21 protein-coding genes are annotated in these 21629 nt (G+C 70.0%); 2 read left to right on the forward strand and 19 right to left on the reverse strand.

Going from position 1 to position 21629, the window contains the following annotated elements:
* From ACZ63E_RS12485 to ACZ63E_RS12560, 16 genes are all read right to left on the reverse strand, one after another.
* On the reverse strand, positions 1 to 1551 hold the full coding sequence (locus ACZ63E_RS12485) for an NADH-quinone oxidoreductase subunit M (protein WP_465336046.1): 1551 nt from the start codon (positions 1549 to 1551) through the stop codon (positions 1 to 3).
* Entirely contained in the window at positions 1551 to 3452 is a 1902-nt protein-coding gene (nuoL, locus tag ACZ63E_RS12490) for an NADH-quinone oxidoreductase subunit L (RefSeq protein WP_465336047.1), read from the reverse strand. The genes ACZ63E_RS12485 and nuoL overlap by 1 nt, the downstream gene beginning before the upstream one ends.
* A gap of 11 nt (positions 3453 to 3463) precedes the next feature.
* Positions 3464 to 3763: an NADH-quinone oxidoreductase subunit NuoK gene (gene nuoK, locus ACZ63E_RS12495; RefSeq protein ID WP_247060354.1), complete on the reverse strand. Its 300-nt coding sequence runs from the start codon at positions 3761 to 3763 to the stop codon at positions 3464 to 3466.
* Positions 3760 to 4620, reverse strand: coding sequence for an NADH-quinone oxidoreductase subunit J (locus ACZ63E_RS12500; RefSeq protein ID WP_465336048.1), 861 nt, complete (start codon positions 4618 to 4620; stop codon positions 3760 to 3762). The genes nuoK and ACZ63E_RS12500 overlap by 4 nt, the downstream gene beginning before the upstream one ends.
* On the reverse strand, positions 4617 to 5141 hold the full coding sequence (gene nuoI, locus ACZ63E_RS12505; protein WP_465308457.1) for an NADH-quinone oxidoreductase subunit NuoI: 525 nt from the start codon (positions 5139 to 5141) through the stop codon (positions 4617 to 4619). Before nuoI ends, ACZ63E_RS12500 begins: the two co-directional genes overlap by 4 nt.
* Positions 5128 to 6477 (reverse strand): NADH-quinone oxidoreductase subunit NuoH, encoded by a 1350-nt coding sequence (nuoH, locus tag ACZ63E_RS12510; RefSeq protein ID WP_465336049.1) that lies wholly within the window; start codon positions 6475 to 6477, stop codon positions 5128 to 5130. Before nuoH ends, nuoI begins: the two co-directional genes overlap by 14 nt.
* Positions 6474 to 8948: an NADH-quinone oxidoreductase subunit G gene (locus tag ACZ63E_RS12515; protein WP_465336050.1), complete on the reverse strand. Its 2475-nt coding sequence runs from the start codon at positions 8946 to 8948 to the stop codon at positions 6474 to 6476. The genes nuoH and ACZ63E_RS12515 overlap by 4 nt, the downstream gene beginning before the upstream one ends.
* Complete coding sequence (gene nuoF / locus ACZ63E_RS12520) at positions 8945 to 10228, reverse strand: NADH-quinone oxidoreductase subunit NuoF (protein ID WP_465336051.1); 1284 nt, start codon at positions 10226 to 10228, stop codon at positions 8945 to 8947. Before nuoF ends, ACZ63E_RS12515 begins: the two co-directional genes overlap by 4 nt.
* On the reverse strand, positions 10228 to 11085 hold the full coding sequence (gene nuoE, locus ACZ63E_RS12525; RefSeq protein WP_465336052.1) for an NADH-quinone oxidoreductase subunit NuoE: 858 nt from the start codon (positions 11083 to 11085) through the stop codon (positions 10228 to 10230). Before nuoE ends, nuoF begins: the two co-directional genes overlap by 1 nt.
* A complete protein-coding gene (locus ACZ63E_RS12530) occupies positions 11082 to 12413 on the reverse strand; it encodes an NADH-quinone oxidoreductase subunit D (RefSeq protein ID WP_465336053.1) in 1332 nt (443 codons plus the stop codon). Before ACZ63E_RS12530 ends, nuoE begins: the two co-directional genes overlap by 4 nt.
* The gene (locus ACZ63E_RS12535; RefSeq protein WP_465336054.1) at positions 12410 to 13159 is read right to left on the reverse strand and encodes an NADH-quinone oxidoreductase subunit C; all 750 of its coding nucleotides are present in this window, start codon (positions 13157 to 13159) and stop codon (positions 12410 to 12412) included. Before ACZ63E_RS12535 ends, ACZ63E_RS12530 begins: the two co-directional genes overlap by 4 nt.
* 4 nt (positions 13160 to 13163) lie before the next feature.
* Positions 13164 to 13712 carry a NuoB/complex I 20 kDa subunit family protein gene (locus ACZ63E_RS12540; protein ID WP_155548771.1) on the reverse strand — a complete coding sequence of 183 codons (549 nt, stop codon included), beginning with the start codon at positions 13710 to 13712 and terminating at the stop codon, positions 13164 to 13166.
* A gap of 4 nt (positions 13713 to 13716) precedes the next feature.
* The gene (locus tag ACZ63E_RS12545; RefSeq protein ID WP_465308443.1) at positions 13717 to 14136 is read right to left on the reverse strand and encodes an NADH-quinone oxidoreductase subunit A; all 420 of its coding nucleotides are present in this window, start codon (positions 14134 to 14136) and stop codon (positions 13717 to 13719) included.
* A 467-nt stretch (positions 14137 to 14603) separates the two neighbouring features.
* Positions 14604 to 15890 carry a geranylgeranyl reductase family protein gene (locus ACZ63E_RS12550; RefSeq protein WP_465308441.1) on the reverse strand — a complete coding sequence of 429 codons (1287 nt, stop codon included), beginning with the start codon at positions 15888 to 15890 and terminating at the stop codon, positions 14604 to 14606.
* Between the two features lie 10 nt (positions 15891 to 15900).
* Positions 15901 to 16590: a demethylmenaquinone methyltransferase gene (locus tag ACZ63E_RS12555; protein ID WP_465336055.1), complete on the reverse strand. Its 690-nt coding sequence runs from the start codon at positions 16588 to 16590 to the stop codon at positions 15901 to 15903.
* A gap of 9 nt (positions 16591 to 16599) precedes the next feature.
* Positions 16600 to 17145, reverse strand: a complete 546-nt coding sequence (locus tag ACZ63E_RS12560; protein ID WP_465336056.1) for a DUF4386 domain-containing protein — start codon at positions 17143 to 17145, stop codon at positions 16600 to 16602.
* 53 nt (positions 17146 to 17198) lie between these two features.
* On the opposite strand from ACZ63E_RS12560, the gene ACZ63E_RS12565 reads away from it, so the two are divergent.
* Positions 17199 to 17666: a MarR family winged helix-turn-helix transcriptional regulator gene (locus ACZ63E_RS12565; protein WP_465336057.1), complete on the forward strand. Its 468-nt coding sequence runs from the start codon at positions 17199 to 17201 to the stop codon at positions 17664 to 17666.
* 3 nt (positions 17667 to 17669) lie between these two features.
* Here ACZ63E_RS12565 and ACZ63E_RS12570 read toward each other — a convergent pair whose 3' ends face one another.
* Complete coding sequence (locus ACZ63E_RS12570; RefSeq protein WP_465308433.1) at positions 17670 to 18773, reverse strand: glycosyltransferase family 4 protein; 1104 nt, start codon at positions 18771 to 18773, stop codon at positions 17670 to 17672.
* A 1-nt stretch (position 18774) separates the two neighbouring features.
* On the reverse strand, positions 18775 to 19845 hold the full coding sequence (locus ACZ63E_RS12575) for a glycosyltransferase family 4 protein (protein ID WP_465336058.1): 1071 nt from the start codon (positions 19843 to 19845) through the stop codon (positions 18775 to 18777).
* Positions 19846 to 20021: 176 nt separating this feature from the next.
* Here ACZ63E_RS12575 and ACZ63E_RS12580 point away from each other — a divergent pair, with 176 nt between their 5' ends.
* Positions 20022 to 20858 (forward strand): inositol monophosphatase family protein, encoded by an 837-nt coding sequence (locus ACZ63E_RS12580; protein ID WP_465336059.1) that lies wholly within the window; start codon positions 20022 to 20024, stop codon positions 20856 to 20858.
* 310 nt (positions 20859 to 21168) lie between these two features.
* Here ACZ63E_RS12580 and ACZ63E_RS12585 read toward each other — a convergent pair whose 3' ends face one another.
* Complete coding sequence (locus ACZ63E_RS12585; protein ID WP_465336060.1) at positions 21169 to 21618, reverse strand: DUF3592 domain-containing protein; 450 nt, start codon at positions 21616 to 21618, stop codon at positions 21169 to 21171.
* Positions 21619 to 21629: the final 11 nt, after the last annotated feature.

Below are 21629 nucleotides of genomic sequence, written 5' to 3' on the forward strand. Positions count from 1 at the left end.
TTACTTGCCTCCCTGAACCGCGGACAGCGTCTGCTGCACCGTCGGGGTGACTGTGTCGAGCACCGGCTTCGGGTAGAAGCCGAGGACGATGATCAGCACGACCAGCGGCGCGAGGATCGCGATCTCACGGCCGTTCAGGTCGCGGATGGCCTTCTTCGCGCCCAGCTCCGGCGCGATCGCCGTGCCCGGTCCCCCGCCGACACCCACGAGGGCGTCACCACGGACGGGACCCTGCATGACGCGCTGGTAGAGCCAGAGCACGTACGCCGCGGCCAGGACCATGCCGACCGTCGCGAGGATCGTGTACACCGGCTGGTCCACATAGGACCCGATGAGCACCAGGAACTCGGAGACGAACGAGTTGGTGCCCGGCAGGGACAACGTGGACAGCCCGGCGAGGAGGAACAAGCCCGCCAGCAGCGGGGTCACCTTCGCCATGCCGCCGTAGTCCGAGATCTTCGACGACCCGCCGCGCGCGATGACCAGGCCGATCACCACGATCAGCATGCCGGTCGCGAGGCTGTGGTTGAGCATGTACGTCGCCGAGCCGATCATCGCCTGCTCGTTGAACGCGAAGATGCCCAGCGAGATGAACCCGAAGTGCGCGATCGAGACGTAGGCGATGAACCGCTTCATGTCCCGCTGGCCCGCGGCGAGGATCGATCCGTAAAGGACGCCGATCACCGAGAGCACCAGCACCAGCGGCGCCAGGGTCTTGCTCGCGTCCGGGAACATCGGCAGGCAGTAACGCAGGAAGCCGAACGTGCCGACCTTGTCCAGCACACCGACCAGCAGGACGGCGACGCCGATCGGCGCCTCCCCCGCCGCGTCCGGCAGCCAGGTGTGGAACGGCACCAGCGGCGCCTTGATCGCGAACGCCAGGAAGAACCCGAGGAACAGCCAGATCTGCGTGGACAGCGGCGCGTCGCGGACGACCGTGACCAGCGTGGCCCAGTCGAAGGTGCCGTGCCCGTTCTTCTCCACCGAGAGCGAGTACGCCCCGATCGCCGAGGCCAGCATGATCAGGCCGCCGAGGAACGAGTAGAGGAAGAACTTCACCGCCGCGTACTGCCGGTTCGCGCCGCCGTACCCGCCGATGAGGAAGTACATCGGGATCAGCATGATCTCGAACAGCACGTAGAAGAGGAAGACGTCGGTCGCGGCGAAGACGCCGATCGTGAGCGCCTCCTGCAGCAGGATCAGCGACAGGAACCCGCCGGCGCTGCGGCCGGGCGGGAGCTTGTCCATCGTGCCGAGGCCGCCGACGACGATCGGCACCAGCAGCGCGATCACCGCGATCATGATCAGCGAGATGCCGTCGGTGCCGAACGCGATGTGGACACCGAAGCTCGGGATCCAGTCGAAGCTCGACGTCATCTGCAGCCGCGCGCCCGAAGGCGAGTAGCTGAGCCAGAACGGGATGATCAGCAGGAACTCGAGGATCGAGAACGCCAGCGCGGCCAGCACCGCGGAGCGGTCGTTCCCCTTGAGGAACGCCAGCACTCCGGCGCCGACCAGCGGCACCAGGATGAGGATCAGCAACCAGGTCATCAGGAGAACCTCACCAGCAGGAGAGCCGCCAGAAGCAGGAACGTGCCGCCGAGCATCGACAGCGCGTACGACCGGACGAAGCCGGTCTGCAGCCGCCGCAGCCGGCCGGAGCCGCCGCCGAGCGAGGCGGCGAGGCCGTTGACCGCGCCGTCGACGCCGCGGTTGTCGACGAACACCAGCGCCCGCGAGAGCCAGGTGCCCGGGCGGGCGACCAGGGTTTCGTTGAGCGTGTTGCCGTACAGGTCCTTGCGCGCGGCGCGGGTGACGAACGAAACCCGCTCCGGCCGCTCGACCGGAACGTCACGGCGGAAGATCAGGATCGCGATCAGCACGCCCAGCAGGGAGAACACGATCGCGCCCGCCGAGATCACCCAGGCGTCGAACGGCGCGTGGTGCTCCTCCACGAGCTTGCCGACCGAGGGGGTCAGCCACTCGGTGAAGCGGTCACCGATGGCGAAGAACGCGCCGGCGCCGACCGAGCCCACCGCCAGCACCGCCATCGGGACCCACATGACCGCCTTGGACTCGTGCGGGTGGAAGTCGCGGCCGTCGGTGGACTTGATGTCCTTCCAGCGCTCCTTGCCGAAGAACGTCATCACCATCAGGCGGGTCATGTAGAACGCGGTGAGCCCGGCGCCCAGCAGCGCGGCGCCGCCCATCACCCAGCCGCGCCAGCCACCCTGGCTGAACGCCGCTTCGATGATCGCGTCCTTGGTGAAGAAGCCCGACAGCGGCGGGATGCCGATCAGGGCCAGGTAACCGAGACCGAAGGTGATGAACGTGATCGGCATCTTCTTGCGCAGGCCGCCGAACTTCCGCATGTCGACCTCGTCGTTCATGCCGTGCATGACCGACCCGGCCCCGAGGAAGAGCCCGGCCTTGAAGAAGCCGTGCGCGACCAGGTGCATGATGCCGAGCGCGTACGCGATGGGCCCGAGCCCGACCGCCAGCATCATGTAGCCGATCTGGCTGACCGTGGAGTAGGCGAGGACCTTCTTGATGTCGTCGTACGCGCAGCCGATGATGCACCCGAGCAGCAGGGTCACCGTGCCGACGAGCGTGACGATCAGCCTGCCGTCCTCGGTGGCGTTGAAGATGTCCTTCGAGCGGGCCACCAGGTAGACGCCCGCGGTGACCATCGTTGCCGCGTGGATCAGGGCCGACACCGGGGTCGGGCCCTCCATCGCGTCCGGGAGCCACGCCTGCAGCGGGAACTGGCCGGACTTACCGCAGGCGCCCAGCAGCAGGAAGATCGCCATCGCGGTGATCGCCGCCGGCGAGAACTTGCCGTCGCCGACCGCCTGGAAGACCTGCGCGTAACCGGTCGAGCCCGCGTACTTGAACATGATGAAGATCGCCAGCGCGAGCCCGACGTCGCCGACGCGGTTCATCAGGAACGCCTTCTTCGCCGCGGTCGCGGCGGACGGGCGGCCCTGGTACCAGCCGATGAGCAGGTAGGACGCGAGACCCACGCCCTCCCAGCCCAGGTAGAGCGTCACGAAGCTGTTGCCCAGCACCAGGATCAGCATCGAGGCGACGAAGAGGTTCAGGTACGCGAAGAAGCGGTAACGGCCCTCGTCGTCGGACATGTAGCCGATCGAGTAGAAGTGGATCAGCATGCCGACGCCGGTGATGAGCAGCACGAACGTCAGCGACAGCGCGTCGATCCGGAGCCCGAAGTCGATCTGCAGCGCGCCGGCCGGGATCCACGAGTACAGCTTGGTGTCCGTCGTGGCGCCGGTGTCGGCGGTGAAGAACGTGATCAGGCCCCAGACGAAGGCGAGCGTGACGGTGGCCGTTCCGAGCAGATGCCCCCAGGCCTTCGAACGCTTCCCCGCCAGCAGGAGGATCAGGGCGCCGAGGCCAGGCAGGGCCACCAGCAGCCACGATGATGCGGTCACTCGGGGGTCTCCTAGTACTTCAGCAGGTTGGTGTCGTCGACCGAGGCCGAGCGCCGGGTGCGGAAGATGGCCATGATGATCGCCAGGCCGACCACGACCTCGGCGGCCGCGACGACCATCACGAAGAACGCCATGATCTGGCCGTCGAGGCTGCCGTTGATCCGGGCGAACGTCACGAGCGAGAGGTTCACCGCGTTCAGCATCAGCTCGATGCACATGAACACGACGATCGCGTTGCGCCGCACCAGCACGCCGACGGCGCCGATCGAGAACAGCAGCGCCGACAGCAGCAGGTAGTACGTCGGGGTCATTCCTTCTCCCCTTCCGGAGCACCTTCGGCGGCGACCAGCGCGTGCGCGTCCGGGTGCGGCGTGTCGTCCGCCACCAGCTTGCGTTCCTTCGCCAGCTCGATCGCCGAGGTGGACTCGATGATCGCCGACAGCGACTCCGGCGCGACCGTGCCGTCCGGCAGCAGCGCCGGGGTGGCCACCGAGTTGGCGGTGGCGAAGACACCCGGGCCGGGCAGCGGCGACGGCCGGTCGTGCTCCCCGCGGAAGCGGAGGACGACCAGCTCCTTCTGCGTGAGCTTCCCGCCCTTGGCGTGCCGGTCGGTGAAGGCCAGCACCATCGCGCCGACCGCGGCGGTGATGAGCAGCGCCGACGTCAGCTCGAACGGGAAGAGGTAGTCGGTGAAGATCAGCCGGCCGAGGCCCTTCGGCCCGCCGCCGGCCGGGGTGGCCGAGTCGAGCGGGACGGCCGGGGTGACGGTGTCCAGCGCCCGGTAGATGCCGGTGGCCAGCAGCGCGGCCAGGCCGATGCCCAGCACGGTCGCGGCGAGCCGCTGGCCACGCAGGACTTCGACGACCGAGTCGGAGCTCTCCCGGCCGACCAGCATCAGCACGAACAGGAACAGCATCATGATCGCGCCGGTGTAGACGATGATCTGCGTGAAGCCGAGGAACGGCGCCGACTGGATCATGTACAGCGCGCCCAGGCTCAGCATGGTGAGCACCAGCCACAGCGCCGAGTGCACGGCGTTGCGGGAGAAGATCATGCCGAGCGCGCCCAGCAGCGAGACCGGGCCGAGGATCCAGAACGCGACGGCCTCGCCGACCGACACGCCCGCGGCGGCGCCGGTCGGGGCCTGGGCCAGGAGTGCGGAGATCACTTCTTCGCCTCCCCGCGCGCCAGCTCCGGGCCGTTCACGTAGTAGTCCTGCTCGTTCTCGCCGAGCCGCATCGGGTGCGGCGGCTGCTCCATGCCGGGCAGGAGCGGCGCGAGGAGGTCTTCCTTCGTGTAGATCAGCCGCTGCCGGTCGTCGTCGGCCAGCTCGTAGAAGTTGATCATCGTCAGCGACCGCGTCGGGCACGCCTCGATGCAGAGGCCGCAACCGATGCAGCGCAGGTAGTTGATCTGGTAGTCCGCGCCGTACCGCTCGCCCGGCGAGAACCGGGCCTCCTCGGTGTTGTCACCGCCCTCGACGAAGATCGCGTCCGCCGGGCACGCCCACGCGCACAGCTCGCAGCCGACGCACTTCTCGAGGCCGTCCGGGTGGCGGTTCAGCTGGTGCCGGCCGTGGTACCGCGGGGCGGCGGGGGCGCCGGCTTCCGGGTACTCCTCGGTGGCGACCTTCTTGAACATCATCCCGAAGGTGACGCCGAAGCCCTTGACAGGATCAAGAAACCCCATCTTGCGCTCCTTCCTGTGCGGTACCGACGGCCGCCGGCTTGCGGCGGGCCGCCTTCGCCTCGGCCTTGGCCAAGGCCTTCTGACGCGGGGTGGTCTGCGGGACCTTGAGGTCCAGCGGCGGGACCGGGAAACCGCCGCCGGTCACCGGGACGCTCTCGCTCTCCTCTTCACGGCCCGACGCGCGGACGTAGAAGAACAGGGCCAGCACGATGAAGATGGCGACCGCGGCGATGATGATCGACGCGGTGTTCCAGGTGATCACCTTGGCGAAGGTCACCATCACGATCCACACCAGGTTCAGCGGGACCAGGACCTTCCAGCCGAGGCGCATGAACTGGTCGTAGCGCAGGCGGGGCAGCGTGCCGCGCAGCCAGATGAACCCGAACAGCAGGATGAACATCTTCGCGAAGAACCACAGCACCGGCCACCAGCCGGTGTTGAGCACGTTGTTCCCGATCAGCGACAGCGGCCACGGGGCCATCCAGCCGCCGAGGAACAGCGTCGTCGCGAACGCCGAGACGATCACCATGTTGACGTACTCGGCGAGGAAGAACATCGCGAACTTCATCGAGCTGTACTCGGTGTGGAAGCCGCCGACCAGCTCCGACTCGGCCTCGGGGAGGTCGAACGGGGCGCGGTTGGTCTCGCCGACCATCGAGATCAGGTAGATCACGAAGCTCGGGACCAGGTAGAGGAACCACACCTTGTGCTGCGCGCCGACGATGTCGGCCAGGTCCAGCGACCCGGCCTGCAGGATCACCGCGACGATCGACAGGCCCATCGCGATCTCGTAGGAGATCACCTGCGCGGCGCTGCGGAGACCACCGAGCAGCGGGTACGGCGAGCCGGACGCCCAGCCGGCGAGCACGATGCCGTAGACGCCGATCGAGGAGCAGGCCAGGATCACCAGCGCGCTGACCGGCAGGTCGAGCAGCTGGAGCACGGTCCGCTCACCGAAGATCGAGACGACCGGCCCGAACGGGATGGCCGACAGCGCGATCAGCGCGGGCACCGCGGAGAGCACCGGCGCGAGGAAGTACACCTTGCGGTCGGCGGTGTCCGGGATGATCTGTTCCTTGAAGGGCAGCTTGATCGCGTCCGCGAGGGACTGCAGGTAGCCGCCGGGGCCGACCCGGTTGGGGCCGGGCCGGTTCTGCATCCGGCCGACCGCCTTGCGCTCCCAGACGATCAGGAAGATCGTGAAGATCGGCCCGATCAGCAGGATCACGACGGACTTCAGCAGGATCAGCCAGAACGGGTCGTCCGCGAGCAGCGCCGCACGCGTCGCCGCGTCGGGCACACTCCCGACGGCGACCTCGGTCAGCAACGGTGTCACTGTTCACCCCCAGCGAGGTTCACCACGGCACCGTGACCGGCGCCGAGCGTCTTGAACACGGCGGAGCCGTCGGAGTTGCCGGGCAGCCACACCACGCCGTCGGGCAGGTCCGCGACCTCGACCGGCAGCGTGATCGTCCCGCGTTCGGTGCTCACCTTCACGGTCGCGCCCAGGCCTTCGGCGGTCGCCGCGGACAGCCGCGCGACCGGCGGCCGCTGGGTGCCCTTGAGGTGCGGCTCGCCGTCCTGCAGGGACCCGTTGTCGATCAGCTGGCGCCAGGTCGAGAGCACGGCCTGGCCGGCACCCGGGGCAACCGTGGCTCCCCCGGTCTCGGCCTCGACGTGACCCCAGCGCAGCGCGGAAGCCGGGCCGAGCTTCTCGTAGTCACCGCGCGCGGCGGCCGGCGTCTGCGTGAACAGGTCGACGTCCATCTCGACGGCCAGGGTGTCGAGCACCCGGCAGTCCGGCAGGGTGCCGACACCCTCGATGGTGATGTCGAACGGGCGGGTGCGGCCTTCCCAGTTGAGGAAGCTGCCGGCCTTCTCGTCCGACGCCGCCACCGGGAGCACGACGTCCGCGCGCTCGGTCACCGCGCTGTGCCGCAGCTCGAGGCTGACGACAAAACCGGCGTTGTCCAGCGCGCGCAGCGCGAGGTCCGGGTCCGGCAGGTCGAACGGGTCGACCCCGCCGACGACCAGGCCGCCGAGGTCACGGCCCGAAGCGGCCTTCAGGATCTCGGTCGCGTCGCGGCCGGGAGCGGACGGAAGCGGGACGCCCCAAGCGTTTTCGACGGCGACACGCGCGGCGTCGTCACCGACGCGGCGGCCGCCCGGCAGGAGCGTCGGCACGCAGCCGACCTCCAGCGCACCCCGGTCACCGGCGCGGCGCGGGATCCATGCGAGCCGGACGCCGGTGCGCTCCACCAGGTCGTGCAGCGCGGAGAACAGGCCGGGCACCTGGGCGGCGCGCTCGCCGACGAGGACGACGGCGTGCTCGCCGCTGAGCGCCTCGTCGAGGTCCGGCGCGTGCTTGGTGATGCCCTCGATCGCCGCGGCCTCCTGGCCGGGGACGCAGGCGAGCAGCTCGCCGAACGTCTTGCGCACCGACGACGTCGTCCACTGTCCCAAGTGGACAACGCGGGTGCGGTTCTTGCGCGCGGCCTTGCGCAGCCGCAGGAACACGATCGGCGCCTCGTCCTCGGGCTCGAACGCCACGCACAGGACCGTGCGGGCCCGCTCGATCTCGGCGAAGGTGACGCCGTTCTCCGGCGTCACACCCACGACGTGCGAGGTGAGGAACGCGAGCTCCTCGGCCGAGTGCGGCCGGGCGCGGAAGTCGACGTCGTTGGTCTGCAGGGCGACGCGCGCGAACTTCGCGTACGCGTAGGCGTCTTCGACCGTCAGCCGGCCGCCGGGCAGGACCCCGACGCCGCCGTTCGCACGGGCAGCGGTCAGACCGGCGGCCGCGGCCCGCAGCGCGTCGGTCCAGGAGGCCTCTTCCAGCTCACCGGTCTCGGTGTTGCGGACCAGCGGACGCCGGATGCGGTCCTCGGCGCCGGTGTAGCGGAAGGCGAAGCGGCCCTTGTCGCAGATCCACTCTTCGTTGACCTCGGGGTCGTCGCCGGCCAGCTTGCGCTGGACCTTGCCGCGCCGGAAGTCGGTGCGCTCGGCGCAGCCGGACGAACAGTGCTCGCAGACGCTCGGCGCGGACACCAGGTCGAACGGGCGGGAGCGGAACCGGTAGGCGGCGCTCGTCAAAGCGCCGACCGGGCAGATCTGGATGACGTTGCCGGAGAAGTAGCTCTGGAACGGCTGGCCGGACGTCGTCCGCGACGCCAGGTCCAGGACGTCCGCCGTCTCCGCGGTGCCGATCTGCTGGTGGGCGCCGCGCTCGAGGAGCTCGATGAACGGGTCGCCGGCGATCTCGCGGGAGAACCGGGTGCAGCGCTGGCAGAGCACGCAGCGTTCCCGGTCCAGCAGTACCTGCGAAGAGATCGGCAGCGGCTTCGGGAACGTCCGCTTGGTGTCCACGAACCGGGACTCCGTGCGGCCGTGGGCCAGCGCCTGGTTCTGCAGCGGGCACTCGCCGCCCTTGTCGCAGATCGGGCAGTCCAGCGGGTGGTTGATGAGCAGCAGCTCCATCACACCCTGCTGGGCCTTGTCCGCGACCGCGGACGTCAGCTGCGTCTTGACGACCATGCCGTCGGCGACGGTCATCGTGCAGGACGCCTGCGGCTTCGGCATCGGCCGGCCGCCCATCTCGACCTCGACCAGGCACTGGCGGCAGGCGCCCGCCGGGTCGAGGAGCGGGTGGTCGCAGAACCGCGGGATGACCGTGCCGAGGCGTTCGGCCGTGCGGATCAGCAGCTCCCCCTTGGGGGCGATGACCTCTTCGCCGTCGATGACCAGCTTCACGTGGCCCTCGGGGACCGGCGTCGACGCCGTCTCGGGCTTGTCGGGGGCGATCGTCATGATGCCTGCGCTCCCACCAGTTCGCGCTTGGTCGACTCACACAGAGCCAGGAATTCGTCGCGGAAGTACTTGATGCCGCTCTGGATCGGCGACACCGCGCCGTCACCGAGGGCGCAGAACGACCGGCCGAGGATGTTGTCGCAGACGTCGAGGAGGGTGTCGATGTCCTCTTCGGTCCCGTGGCCCTCGACCATCCGCTCGAGGATCTGCGCCAGCCAGTACGTGCCTTCGCGGCACGGCGTGCACTTGCCGCAGGACTCGTGCTCGTAGAACTGCGTCCACTTCATCACGGCCCACGGCACCGACACGGTCTCGTTGAAGACCTGCACGGCGGTCGTGCCCAGCATCGACCCGGCTTCCGCCGCGCCTTCGAAGTCCAGGGGAACGTCGAGGTGCTCGGCGGTGAACATCGGAGTGGACGAGCCGCCCGGGGTCCAGAACTTGAGCGGGACGCCGTCCTTCATGCCGCCCGCCAGCTCGAGCAGCTCGCGCAGCGTGGTGCCGAGCGGGCACTCGTACTGGCCGGGCTTCTCGACGTGGCCGGAGATCGAGTAGATCTTCGGGCCGGGCGACTTCTCGCGGCCCATCTCACGGAACCAGCTCGACCCGCCGTTGACGATGAACGGCGCGCTCGCGATGGTCTCGACGTTGTTGACCGTGGTCGGCGCGGCGTAGAGACCGGCGGCCGCGGGGAACGGCGGCTTGAGCCGCGGCTGGCCACGACGGCCTTCCAGCGAGTCGAGCAGCGCCGTCTCCTCACCGCAGATGTACGCGCCGGCGCCGGCGTGCACGGTGATCTTGAGGTCGAAGCCCGAGCCGAGGATGTTCTCGCCCAGATAGCCCGCGGCTTCGGCTTCGCGCACGGCCGCGTTGAGGCGGCGGATGCAGTGCAGCGCCTCGCCGCGGACGTAGATGAAGCAGTGGTTCGAGCGCATCGCGTACGAGGCGATGATGCAGCCCTCGATGAGCGAGTGCGGGTCCGCCATCATCAGCGGGATGTCCTTGCACGTGCCCGGCTCGCCCTCGTCGGCGTTGATCACCAGGTAGTGCGGCTTGTCGAAGTTCGGCGGCATGAACGACCACTTGATGCCGGCCGGGAAGCCCGCACCGCCGCGGCCGCGCAGGCCGGAGTCCTTGACCAGCTGGACGAGCTGCTCCGGCGTGCCGGCCAGTGCCTTGCGGACGGCCGTGTAGCCCTCCAGCGCTTCGTACGTCCCGATCTGCCAGGAGTTCGGGGACAGCCAGCGCTTCGTGAGGACCGGGGTAATGGGATCGGCCATTACTTCTTCTCCACTTCGGGGAGCGGGACGTCCTGGGCGACCGGGGCTACCCAGCCGCGCTCCTGCGCGATCTGCGCGCCGCGCAGCGTCTCGACGGCCTGCGACGGGCCGTCGATGTCCGTGCGGTACTGGCGCTCGTCCTCCGGGAAGAACCCGGCGAGCTGCAGCTCGGCGCCCTTGAAGTTCGTCAGCGGGGCGCCGCGCGTCGGGGCCGGGCGCTTGCCCGCCTGCAGCGCGTCGACCAGCGCGACGGCCTTGTCCTCGGTCTGGTTGTCGAAGTACTCGTAGTTGACCTGGATGACCGGCGCGAGGTCGCAGGCCGCGAGGCACTCGGCGTGCTCGAGGGTGATCGAGCCCGGCTCGTTCGGCGTGCCCGCGGTCTCGTTGTGCCCCAGCGGCTCCTCCTCGGACCCGAGGTGCGTCTGGAGCTTCTGGTAGATCGCGTCGCCGCCCATGGCCGCGCACAGCGTGTTGGTGCAGACGCTCACGAGGTGCTCGCCGCACGGCTTGCGCTTGTACATCGTGTAGAACGTCGCGACCGCGCTGACCTCGGCGTCGGACAGGTCGAGCTGCTTCGCGCAGAACGCGATGCCCTCCTGGCTGACGTACCCCTGCACCGACTGCACGAGGTGCAGCAGCGGCAGCAGCGCCGAGCGCGACATCGGGTAGCGCGCGATCAGGTCCTGCGCCCGGGCGACCACGCCTTCGTCGAAGATGTCTTCGAGCGGCGTGTCTTCGATGATCCCGGCGGCGACCGCGGGGTCGGGCGCGATGGCGATCACGTCGACGTCGCCACCGGCGGCGGCGTGCGTTGCGGCTGCATTGTCGGGCCCCGGTTCGGGAACTGCTGTGCTCATCGGTCCACTCCCCCCATGACGGGGTCGATCGAGGCGATCGCGGCGATCACGTCCGCGACCAGGCCGCCTTCGGCCATGGCGGGCATCGACTGCAGGTTCACGAAGCTCGGTTCGCGCACGTGGACCCGCAGCGGCCGCGTGCCGCCGTCGGAGACCAGGTGCGCGCTCAGCTCGCCACGCGGCGACTCGACCGAGGTGTAGACCTGCCCGGCCGGCACCTTGAAGCCCTCGGTGACCAGCTTGAAGTGGTGGATCAGGGACTCCATCGACTGGCCCATGATCTTCTTGACGTGCTCGAGCGAGTTGCCCATGCCGTCACTGCCGATCGACAGCTGCGCGGGCCAGGCGACCTTCTTGTCCTCGACCATGACCGGGCCCGGCTCGAGCTTCTCCAGGCACTGCTCGATGATCTTGAGGCTCTCGTGCATCTCGTGCACCCGGATCAGGTAGCGCGACCAGCAGTCGGCGCCGTTGTCCACCGGCACGTCGAAGTCGAACTCGTCGTAGCAGGAGTACGGCTCGGTCTTGCGCAGGTCCCACGGGAGGCCGGCGCTGCGCAGCACCGGGCCGGTGACGCCGAGCGCGAGGCACGCGTCGACCGGCAGGTACCCGACACCCTTGAGCCGGTTGCGCCAGATCGGCTGCCCGGTGAAGAGCTTGTCGTACAGCGGAAGGCGTTCCTTCATCGTCTTGACGAATTCGGTGACCTTCTCGCGGTAGTCCTCGGGCATGTCCTGCGCGAGGCCGCCGGGGCGGATGAACGCGTGGTTCATGCGCAGGCCGGTGAGGTGCTCGAGCAGGTGCAGCACGACCTCGCGCTCGCGGAAGCCCAGCGTCATCGCCGTGGTGGCGCCGAGCTCCATGCCGCCGGTGGCGATGTAGACCAGGTGCGAGCCGATGCGGTTGATCTCCAGCAGCATCACGCGCAGCAGCTGCGCGCGGCGCGGGGCCTCGATCTGCAGCAGCTTCTCGACGCCGAGGCAGTACGCCATCTCCGTCGAAAGCGGGGCCAGGTAGTCCATGCGCGTCACGAAGGTGACGCCCTGGGTCCAGGTCCGGTACTCGCAGTTCTTCTCGATGCCGGTGTGGAGGTAGCCGATGACCGACCGCAGCTGCGTGACGGTCTCGCCCTCCATCTCCAGCACGAGCCGGAGCACGCCGTGCGTCGACGGGTGCTGCGGGCCCATGTTGATGACCATGCGCTCGTCGTGCGCCGCGTCGGCGATGACGTCGTCCCAGTCGCCGCCGGAGACCGAGTAGACGCGGCCCTCGGTGGTGTCGCGGGAATCCGCTTCGGGAACTTCCGTGGTCTCGTCGTTAATCGTCACGAGTACGACCTCCGCTGGTCCGGCGGCGGGATCTCCGCGCCCTTGTATTCGACCGGGATCCCGCCGAGCGGGTAGTCCTTGCGCTGGGGGTGGCCGTCCCAGTCGTCCGGCATGAGGATGCGGGTGAGCGCGGGGTGACCGTCGTAGACGATGCCGAACATGTCCCAGGTCTCCCGCTCCTGCCAGTCGGCGGTCGGGTAGATCCCGACCAGCGACGGCACGTGCGCGTCGTCGACGTCGAGGGTGACCTCGAGCCGGATGCGGCGGCGGTAGGTCAGGGACGTGAAGTGGTACACCGAGTGCAGCCGCTGGGGGACGTCGACGCCGTAGTCCACGCCGGACACCGAGGACAGCAGCTCGAAGCGGAGGCCGCCGTCGTCGCGCAGGACCTTCGCGATCGCGACGAGGTGCTCGCGGGCGACGTAGAAGGTGATCTCGCCGCGGTCGACCGTCGTCTGCAGGATCGCCTCGGCCGGGACCTTGTTGTCCTTCAGGGCCGCGTAGAACTCGTCGGCGAACTGGTCGAACCAGCCGCCGTACGGGCGCTCGGCCGGCGCGGGGCTGTAGGCCGGGAGCCGGACGCCGCCGTAGCCGGAGGTGTCACCGGTGCCGTGGACGCCGAACATGCCCTGGCGTTCGCGGCCGGTGACGACGGATTCGGCGGGCCGGGTTCCGCGCGGCTCGAGGCCGCCTTCGGGACGTTCGGCGCTCGACTGCTCTTCGCCGGGTTGGGGGTTCTCAGTCATCGCTCTACTTCTTCGCGTACTTGATCGACGACGCGACGAGCTCGGTCCGGGCCCCGCTGGCGGCGCGGATCGCGGCGCGGCGGGCGTTGATCGGCTCGTCCTGGATCTTGGCGTGCAGCTTGAGGATCGCGTCCAGCAGCATCTCCGGCCGCGGCGGGCAGCCGGGCAGGTACATGTCCACCGGCACGACGTGGTCGACCCCCTGGACGACCGCGTAGTTGTTGAACATGCCGCCGGAGGACGCGCAGACGCCCATGGCGAGGACCCACTTGGGCTCGGCCATCTGGTCGTAGATCTGACGCAGGACCGGAGCCATCTTCTGGGTGACCCGGCCGGCGACGATCATCAGGTCGGCCTGCCGCGGCGTCGCGCTGAAGCGCTCCATGCCGAAGCGGGCGATGTCGTAGCGGGAGCCGCCGACCGTCATCATCTCGATCGCGCAGCAGGCGAGCCCGAAGGTGGCCGGCCACATCGAGTTCTTCCGCGACCAGTTGACGAGACCTTCGAGACTGGCCAGCAGGATGCCGTTGGGGAGTTTCTCTTCGAGGCCCATGGGTCTAGTTCCAATCCAGGCCGCCGCGCCGCCACACGTAGGCGTACGCGAAGCCGACCGTCGCGATGAACAGCAGGATCTCCACCAGGCCGAACGTGCCCAGCGCGTCCGCCTGCACGGCGAACGGGTAGAGGAAGACCATCTCGATGTCGAACAGGATGAACAGCATCGCGGTGATGTAGTACGCCACCGGCATCCGGCCACCGCCGACGAGCGGCTGCGGCGACGGCTCGATGCCGCACTCGTAGGCGGCGAGCTTGGCCTTGTTGTAGCGGCTGGGGCCGACGAGCGGGCCCAGCAGCACCGACAACACGGCGAAGCCGAGGGCCAGCACGAACAACAGGACCAGGGGCAGGTAGGGCTTCAGGCTCGGGGCCTCTTGCGCCAGCTGCACCGTGTCGGTCCGGGTCAGCAACGTCAGCACGGGGTCTTCGCCATCCTTTCCGCGCCGCTGCGGTTTTGCTTGTGGTGGAACCGCGGGCCTCGTCGGCACCCTAAGGGACCTGGGTCACACCGCCGAGGGTCAGGGTCTCCTTACGGCCCGTGGCTGTCTTCGGGCCAGCTTGTGAAATAGTTCACAAGCCACTCGTCGTGGATGTGAAGGGATTCACAAAGCATGGGGGGAGTGTAGGACGCGACTCACATTCTTGTCCCTAGCCCCCCGTGTTATAAGGGTGCCCTAAGTTCCACCGCCAACGTTGTCACGACGCGGTGACGCCGCCCGCGCGACCTGCGCGAAGGCTCTTCAAGATCGCTTCACGGCCGGACAATCCGGGCGCGCGCGTGTGAGCTATCCCACTGACCGCACGGCCAACTTGCTAGTCCACTCGTGTGTCCGCGCGCGCGAAAGCCCGAGCTTTCACGTGAAAGCTCGGGCAGTGGAGCGGTGAGTCAGCGGGGGCTGGGGGCCGCCTTGGCGAGAGCCGAGATGAGGCGGTCGACGCCGTCGCCGCCCTTCGCGTCGTAGCAGCCGGACAGGCCCTTGTAGACCAGCGGGAGGATCTTGTTGATCCGCAGCCCGTACTTGGTGCACGCGTGCATGATCTTCGGCTTCCCGATGATCTTCGCGAAGACGTTCCCCAGCTGGTAGTAGCCACCCATCAGCTCGCGGACCGCGCGCGGGTACGCCTCCAGCGCGCGCTCCCGCGAAGGCCCTTCCCGCCGCGCCAGGGCCTGCACCACGACCTCCGCCGCGATCTGCGCGGACTCCATCGCCGCCGAGATGCCCTCGCCGTTGAACGGGCTGACCATGCCGCCCGCGTCGCCGAGCAGCAGGAGGCCGTCGCGGTAGTGCGGGGTGCGGTTGAAGCCCATCGGGAGGCCGGCGCCGCCGACCTTGCCGATCGCGTTCTCCTCGCGGTAGCCCCACTCCTCCGGCGTCCCGTCGAGCCACTGGCGCAGCAGCGCGCGGTAGTCGGTGTTCCGGAACGACGCCGACGTCGAGAGCATGCCGAGGCCGACGTTCACCGTGCCGTCGCCGAGCGGGAACGCCCAGCCGTAGCCCGGCAGCAGCTTCGGGTCGCGCGGGTCGGAGCGGTCCCACAGCTCGAGGTGGCCCTCGATGAACGGGTCGTCGTGGCGCGGGCTCTTGTAGTACTGGCGCACCGCGACGCCCATCGGGCGCTTCTCGTTCTTCTGGATCCCGACGCTCAGCGCGAGCCGCGCGGACACCCCGTCGCAGGCCAGGACCAGCGGCGCGCGGTACTTCACCGGCGTGCGCTCCGGGCCGACCTTCGCCTCGACGCCGACCACGCGCCCGGTGGCGTCGGTGATCGCGCTCGTGACGGTCGTGCGCTCGTACAGCCGCGCGCCCGCCTTCACCGCGAGCTTCGCCAGCAGGTCGTCGAAGTCGTGACGCGTGCGGGAAACGCCGTACGGCGGGTAGCTCGTCAGGTCCGGCCAGTCGAGCTCCAGCGTCAGGTCGCCGGTGAGGATCCGCAGGCCGCGGCTGTGCACCCAGCCCGCGTCCTCGCTCGTGTCGATGCCCAGGTCGATCAGCTGCTTGACGCCGCGCGGGGTCAGGCCGTCGCCGCAGACCTTCTCGCGCGGGAACTCGGTCTTCTCCAGCAGCAGGACGTCGACGCCCGAGCGGGCCAGGTAGGTGGCCACGGTGGATCCGGCGGGCCCGGCGCCGACGACGATGACTTCGGCGTCTTGGTCTGCGGTGCGACGACTCATACGCGCGAGTTTAGGCAGGCTTGCGCGCGCGATGGATCGCCACGACGCCGAATGTGAGGTTCAACCACTCGACGTCGACCCAGCCCGCGCTCGCGATGATCTCGCCGAGCGTGCGCTGGTCCGGCCAGGCCAGCATCGATTCGGCCAGGTAGGAGTAGGCCTCGGGGTTGGACGACGTCCGCTTGCCGACCCAGGTGAGCAGCTTCAGCATGAACCGCCGGTGGATGAACCGGATCGGCGCGAACGGCGGCGTCGAGACCTCGCAGATGACCAGCCGGCCGCCGGGCTTGACGACCCGCGCGATCTCGGTGAGCGCGGCCTTCGGGTCGACGAAGTTGCGCAGCGCCAGCGAGATCGTCACGGCGTCGAAGCTCTCGTCGGCGAACGGCAGGTTCAGCGCGTCCGCCGCGACCATCGGGACCTTGCGGTGCAGCCCGGCGCGCAGCATGCCGAACGAGAAGTCCGCGGCCAGGCACCAGGCGCCACCGCGGGCGTACTCGACGGTGGACACCCCGGTGCCGGCGGCGAGGTCCAGGACCTTCTCGCCGCGGCGGGCGTCGAGGACGCGGGCGGTGGTGGTGCGCCAGCGCCGGTCGAAGCCGAAGGTCATGAACGAGTTCGCCCGGTCGTACCCGTCCGCGACGCCGTCGAACATGGCGGCGACTTCGTGCGGGTCCTTGTCCAGGCTTGCGCGTGACATGGCTTGAATCTAGTCGTCGCTCTTGCGGAAGGTGACGAGCACCAGCCAGATGAGCCCGCCGAAGCGGCCGACCGGGATCAGCGGGTAGAGCACGTCGGTCAGCATGCTGAACGCCGAGAGCCCGGCCAGCGCCGCGACGACGTACCCGGTGATCGCCAGCCAGCGCGGCGTGGACTGGGCGACCGCCGCGATGAGCAGCGCGAGCGGCACCGCGAACCCGAACGCGCCCGCGGCGAAAGCCAGCGAGGTGAAGGCGCGGGCGACGTCCGGGGTCTGCGCGGCCGTCCAGGTCGCGAGGCCGCTCAGCAGCAGCGAACCCGACGCGAGCAGTCCCCCGGCGAGGCCGAGCTGCGGCGGTCTGGCCGCCGCGGTCCAGGTCGCGAGCGAGAGCCCGGCGCCGAAGACGACCAGCGCGAGCAGCTGGACGAGTCCCTGGTGGGTCGTGGTGTAGGCCGCGACGTCGGCGGCGGAGGAGTCCGGGCGGGTGCCGGTGGCGCCGAGCACTCCCCCGGCGACGGTGAACAGGCCGTAAGCGATGACAGCGATTCGTTTCATGCCTTAAACGATTACACTGGTGTAATCGATTGTCAACGACTATCGTTCCAGCCATGGACGGTCCCCGGTTCGGCACCGCGTTCCAGCTGGCCCAGGTCGGCGCGCACGCGGCCCAGCGGTTCACCGAGCGCATCGCCGAGCTGGAGCTGACCCCGGCGCAGGTCGGCCTGCTGCGGCTGGTCGCGATGCGGCCGGGCCAGAGCCAGCAGGCGCTGGCCAAGCAGCTCGGGACGCCGGCGACGCGGCTGGTCCCGCTGGTCGACGGCTTGGAGAAGCGCGGCCTGATCCACCGCCGCCGCAACGCGGAGGACCGGCGCCTCTACGCGCTGGAGCTGAGCCCGGAGGGCCGCGAGCTGATGGTCCGTGTCGCGCAGTCGGCGCTGTCGCACGAACGCGCGATCACCGCGTCCCTGACCGAGGACGAGCGCACGACCCTGCACGAGCTGCTGTCGAAGATCGCCGACGACCAGGGCCTCACGTCCGGCGTCCACCCCGGTTACAGCCGCCTCGGCAAGCCCTGAGCGTCAGCGGAAGGTGGCCAGCATCCCGGCCACCGCGGCGGGCCAGGTGAACTCCTCGGCCCGCGCCCTGGCCGCCGCGCGGCGCAGGTCTTCCGGGCTCTCCAGCAGGTCCGTCACGGCGGTGGCGAACGCGGGCGCGTGGTCGTCCACCGCCGCGCCGCAGCCGGGCCGCACGATCTCCCGCAGCGCCGACGACGCCGACACCACCACCGGCGTCCCGGACGCCAGCGCCTCCAAAGCCGCCAGCCCGAACGTCTCGTGCGGGCCCGGCGCCAGCGAGACGTCCGCGCTGGCCAGCAGCCGCGCGACGTCGCCGCGGCCGGACAGGAACCCCAGGAACGTCACCGGAAGGCCGCGCGCCCGGCGTTCCAGCGCCCGCCGCCGCGGCCCGTCACCCGCGACGACCAGCCGTACCCGCGCGCCCGCCTCGGTCAGCTCGGCGACGGTGTCCACGCTGCGCTCGACGTGCTTCTCCGGCGAAAGCCGTCCACAGTGGACGAGCAGGGCGTCCGCTCCCCCGCTCAGGTCGGTGCGCCAGCCGTCGTCGCGCATGGCGGGCCGGAACGTCGCGAGGTCGACGCCGAGCGGCACCCGGTGGACGTTCGGCGCCTCGATCCGGTCGAACTCCGCGCGGGCGAAGGCCGTGGTGCAGACGACCGTGTCGTAGCTCGCGGCCATCCGCTTGTTCGCGACGTCGGCGACGCGGCGCGCCACCGGCTCGGGCAGCAGGAACTGCTCCAGCAGGCGGTCGAGCCGCTCGTGCGAGATCACCGTGCTCGGCACCCCGTGGCGCCGCGCCCAGCCACCCATCCCCCGCAGCGTCAACCGGTCCGAAACCTCCAGCCGGTCGGGTTCGAGCTTCCGCAGCACCGCGCGGACCCGGTGCGGGTCGACGGCGCGGTAGCCGCCGGTGCCCGGGATCTTCGGCGCCGGCAGGGAAAACCGGCGGACACCGGTGGGCAGGACCTCGTCGGCGTAGCGGGTGCCGGGCACCACGAGCGTCACTTCGTGCCCGCTCGCGACGTACCCGGCGCCGAGGTGGTGCAGCGCCGTCTTCAGGCCGCCCGAGCGTGGTCCGTAGAAGTTCGCGAGCTGGACGATGTGCATGTCAGGCCGCGCGGGCGGCCCGGCCCTGCACGGCTTCGTAGTGCCCCATCAGCTCACGGCAGACGGCGGGCCAGGTGCGCCCGAGCACAACCTTGCGCGCCTTCTCGCCGAGCCTCGCCCGCAGCGCGGGATCGCTCAGCGCGTCGATCTTCTCGACCAGCGCCGGTCCGAACAGCTCGCGGTCGGCGGGGAGCAGGTAACCGGTGCGGCCGGGCAGGACGAGGTCCTTCGGGCCGCCCGCGTCCGGCGCGAGCACCGGCAGCCCGGACGCCATCGCCTCTTGCACTGCCTGGCAGAACGTCTCGTGCGGGCCGGTGTGGACGAAGACGTCGAAGCTCGCGTACGCCGCGGAAAGCTCGTCGCCGTACTTCGCGCCGAGGAACGCGGCGTCCGGGAGCTGCTCCTTGAGGGATTCGAGCTCCGGCCCGTCACCGACGACGACCACGCGGATCCCGGGCACGCCGGCCAGCGCGGCCAGCCGGTCGACCTCCTTCTCCGGCGCCAGCCGGCCGACGAACCCGACGAGCAGCTCGCCGTCCGGCGCGAGCTCGGCCCGCAGCGCGGCGTCGGCGTGGTCCGGGGAGAACCGGTCGATGTCGACCCCGCGGGCCCAGCGGTGCACCCGCGGGACGCCGTGCAGCCGCAGCTGCTCGACGGAGTCGCTGGAGGGCGCCAGCGTCCGGTCGGCGCGCGAGTGCAGCCGCCGCACCCAGCGCCACGCGGCGCGGGCGGCGATGCCGAAGCCGTACGCGGCGGCGAACCCGGCGATGTCGGTCTGGTAGACGGCGATCGACGGCACCCGCAGCCGCCGTGCCGCGGCGAGCCCGCGCGCGCCGACCACGAACGGCGAGGCCAGGTGCACGACGTCCGGGCCGAAGGCGGCCAGCGCGTTCAGCACGGTGCGCGTCGGCACGCCGATCGGCAGCGAGTGGACGCCGGGGAAGTCGAGCGCGGGGATCCGGATCACCGGGGCGCCGCGGTAGGAGTCGGGGCCGGGGCCGGGCGCGATGATCAGCACGTCGTGCCGGCGCTCGCGCAGGTGCTCGACCACCCGGAGGACGGAGTTGGTCACGCCGTTCACCTGGGGCAGGAAACTTTCGGTGACTATCGCGACTCGCACGATCCGACCTTCGCACCCGATCCTGGCGACCGCGTGACACGGCGGCCAACGGTTCCGGAACAGATCGGCTACGACATGTCATCTCAAGGTCGTGTCCCGGAAACCAGCGGGGCCCAGACTAAGCAGGCATGACCCTCTTGTCCTCCAGGCCGCCGCGGCCCGTGGAGCCCGGCCTGCTGTCGAGGGCCCTCGAAGTGGCCGGGCGCCTGGCCAACGACGCGACCGACGTGATCACCGCGACCGCCGGCCGGGGTGCGCACCCGGCCACCCTGGACTCGCCGTTCGACTGGGTCACCGACACCGACCGCATCCTCGAACGGCACACCCGGCGCGTGCTGACCGCGGAGTTCCCGGGAATCCCGCTGGTCGGCCACGAGTTCGGCGCCGACCACGGCGCGGACGTCGCGGAGTACCGGTGGGTGGTCGACTCGGTGGACGGCACGGCCAACTACGTCGCCGGAGTGCCCTGGTGCGCGTACAGCCTGGCGCTGGTGGACGCGGCCGGCCCGGTGGTGGGAGTGGTGGCGGACCCGTACCGCGCCCAGATCTACGCGGCAGCGCGCGGACGAGGGGCCCGCGCGAACGGCAAACCGGTCAAGCTGACCGACCGCTGCGTGACGGCGGGCGCGCTGGTCTGCACGGAGTTCGCCCGCCGAGGCCCCTGGCCGGGCATGGGCGGCTTCATCGAGCGAGCGGCAGCGGCCCACGCGGGAGTGAGGGTCCTGGGCTCAGCGGCCCTGTCGATCGCCCAGGTGGCCCTGGGCCACGCGGCAGCGGCGGTGTTGCACAGCTACCACGAATGGGACGTCGCGGGCTCGGTGGCAATGGCCATCGAGGCGGGCGCGGTGGTCCTGGACAAGCACGGCGAGGACACGGCGCTGCCAACGGACGGACTGCTGGTGGCGGCACCGGGAGTGGCAGACGAGGTCCTGGGCTGGTGGCAGGAGACGGCCCACGCAGGCTGAGAGCGGCAGTTGTCCACATCGGGTCCGGTTGTCCACAGATTTGCCGCGTCATCCTTTCGGGCGGCCCGGCGCCGATAGACTGGGACAGGGCACGGCCCCCAGGGTGTGGCGGGGATCTGTCCGGGGGGCTTGGCCGGAGCCTCGGTTTGCACCGTTTGTCGTGGCGTCGGCGCGGCTGGGGTTGGAGCCTGGCTCAGTGCCTCCGGCGCCTGAAGACGAGGAGCGGAAGAAGCCAAGTCAGGCCCGGCCGAGGTCAGCTCAGGCCAAGTCAGCTCAGGCCAAGGTCAGATCAGGCAGGAAATCCGCCCGCTCAACCCGCAGCCGCCACCTCAGCCCGCGCCCGCCGGTTCTGCCGCCGGATCCACCAAAGAACCGGCCCGGCCACCAACCAGGTGAAAACGACAAAACTCCCCAGCGGCAACAAAGTCAACGTCGCCGACCGCCCAGCAACCCGGGCCAACTCCGGATCGGTCGCGTCGTACTCGATCCGGACCAGCTGCCCCGCCGCCAGCCCATCCGGGTACAACACCCCGTTCGCCGGACTGTGCACGATCCCGTCCGGCGTCTCGAAGTGGATGATCGTGCGGTCGAACGCCACCGAGTCGACCGTCGCCGTGGCCTGGCCGAGCTGGGCCGAGATCGCGCGGTCGTTGCGGATCGCCGCGAAGAGCAGGCAGACGCACATCACGGTGAGGAGCGAGGCGACGCCGATGGTGGTCCACCAGCCGACGCGCCTCGCCCGCTCACCTTTCGTGCTCACGCCGCGAGCGT

The organism is Amycolatopsis sp. NPDC104819, from assembly GCF_055583145.1.

Excerpts from the sequence above, each read along its gene's own strand:
- nuoK (WP_247060354.1), bottom strand. The coding sequence starts at position 3,763 with ATGACCCCGACGTACTACCTGCTGCTGTCGGCGCTGCTGTTCTCGATC.
- nuoE (WP_465336052.1), bottom strand. The coding sequence starts at position 11,085 with ATGAGCACAGCAGTTCCCGAACCGGGGCCCGACAATGCAGCCGCAACG.
- ACZ63E_RS12535 (WP_465336054.1), bottom strand. The coding sequence starts at position 13,159 with ATGACTGAGAACCCCCAACCCGGCGAAGAGCAGTCGAGCGCCGAACGT.
- nuoI (WP_465308457.1), bottom strand. The coding sequence starts at position 5,141 with ATGGGGTTTCTTGATCCTGTCAAGGGCTTCGGCGTCACCTTCGGGATG.
- ACZ63E_RS12485 (WP_465336046.1), bottom strand. The coding sequence starts at position 1,551 with ATGACCTGGTTGCTGATCCTCATCCTGGTGCCGCTGGTCGGCGCCGGA.
- ACZ63E_RS12570 (WP_465308433.1), bottom strand. The coding sequence starts at position 18,773 with ATGCACATCGTCCAGCTCGCGAACTTCTACGGACCACGCTCGGGCGGC.
- ACZ63E_RS12580 (WP_465336059.1), top strand. The coding sequence starts at position 20,022 with ATGACCCTCTTGTCCTCCAGGCCGCCGCGGCCCGTGGAGCCCGGCCTG.
- ACZ63E_RS12515 (WP_465336050.1), bottom strand. The coding sequence starts at position 8,948 with ATGACGATCGCCCCCGACAAGCCCGAGACGGCGTCGACGCCGGTCCCC.
- ACZ63E_RS12540 (WP_155548771.1), bottom strand. The coding sequence starts at position 13,712 with ATGGGCCTCGAAGAGAAACTCCCCAACGGCATCCTGCTGGCCAGTCTC.
- ACZ63E_RS12550 (WP_465308441.1), bottom strand. The coding sequence starts at position 15,890 with ATGAGTCGTCGCACCGCAGACCAAGACGCCGAAGTCATCGTCGTCGGC.
- ACZ63E_RS12555 (WP_465336055.1), bottom strand. The coding sequence starts at position 16,590 with ATGTCACGCGCAAGCCTGGACAAGGACCCGCACGAAGTCGCCGCCATG.
- ACZ63E_RS12565 (WP_465336057.1), top strand. The coding sequence starts at position 17,199 with ATGGACGGTCCCCGGTTCGGCACCGCGTTCCAGCTGGCCCAGGTCGGC.
- nuoF (WP_465336051.1), bottom strand. The coding sequence starts at position 10,228 with ATGGCCGATCCCATTACCCCGGTCCTCACGAAGCGCTGGCTGTCCCCG.
- ACZ63E_RS12560 (WP_465336056.1), bottom strand. The coding sequence starts at position 17,145 with ATGAAACGAATCGCTGTCATCGCTTACGGCCTGTTCACCGTCGCCGGG.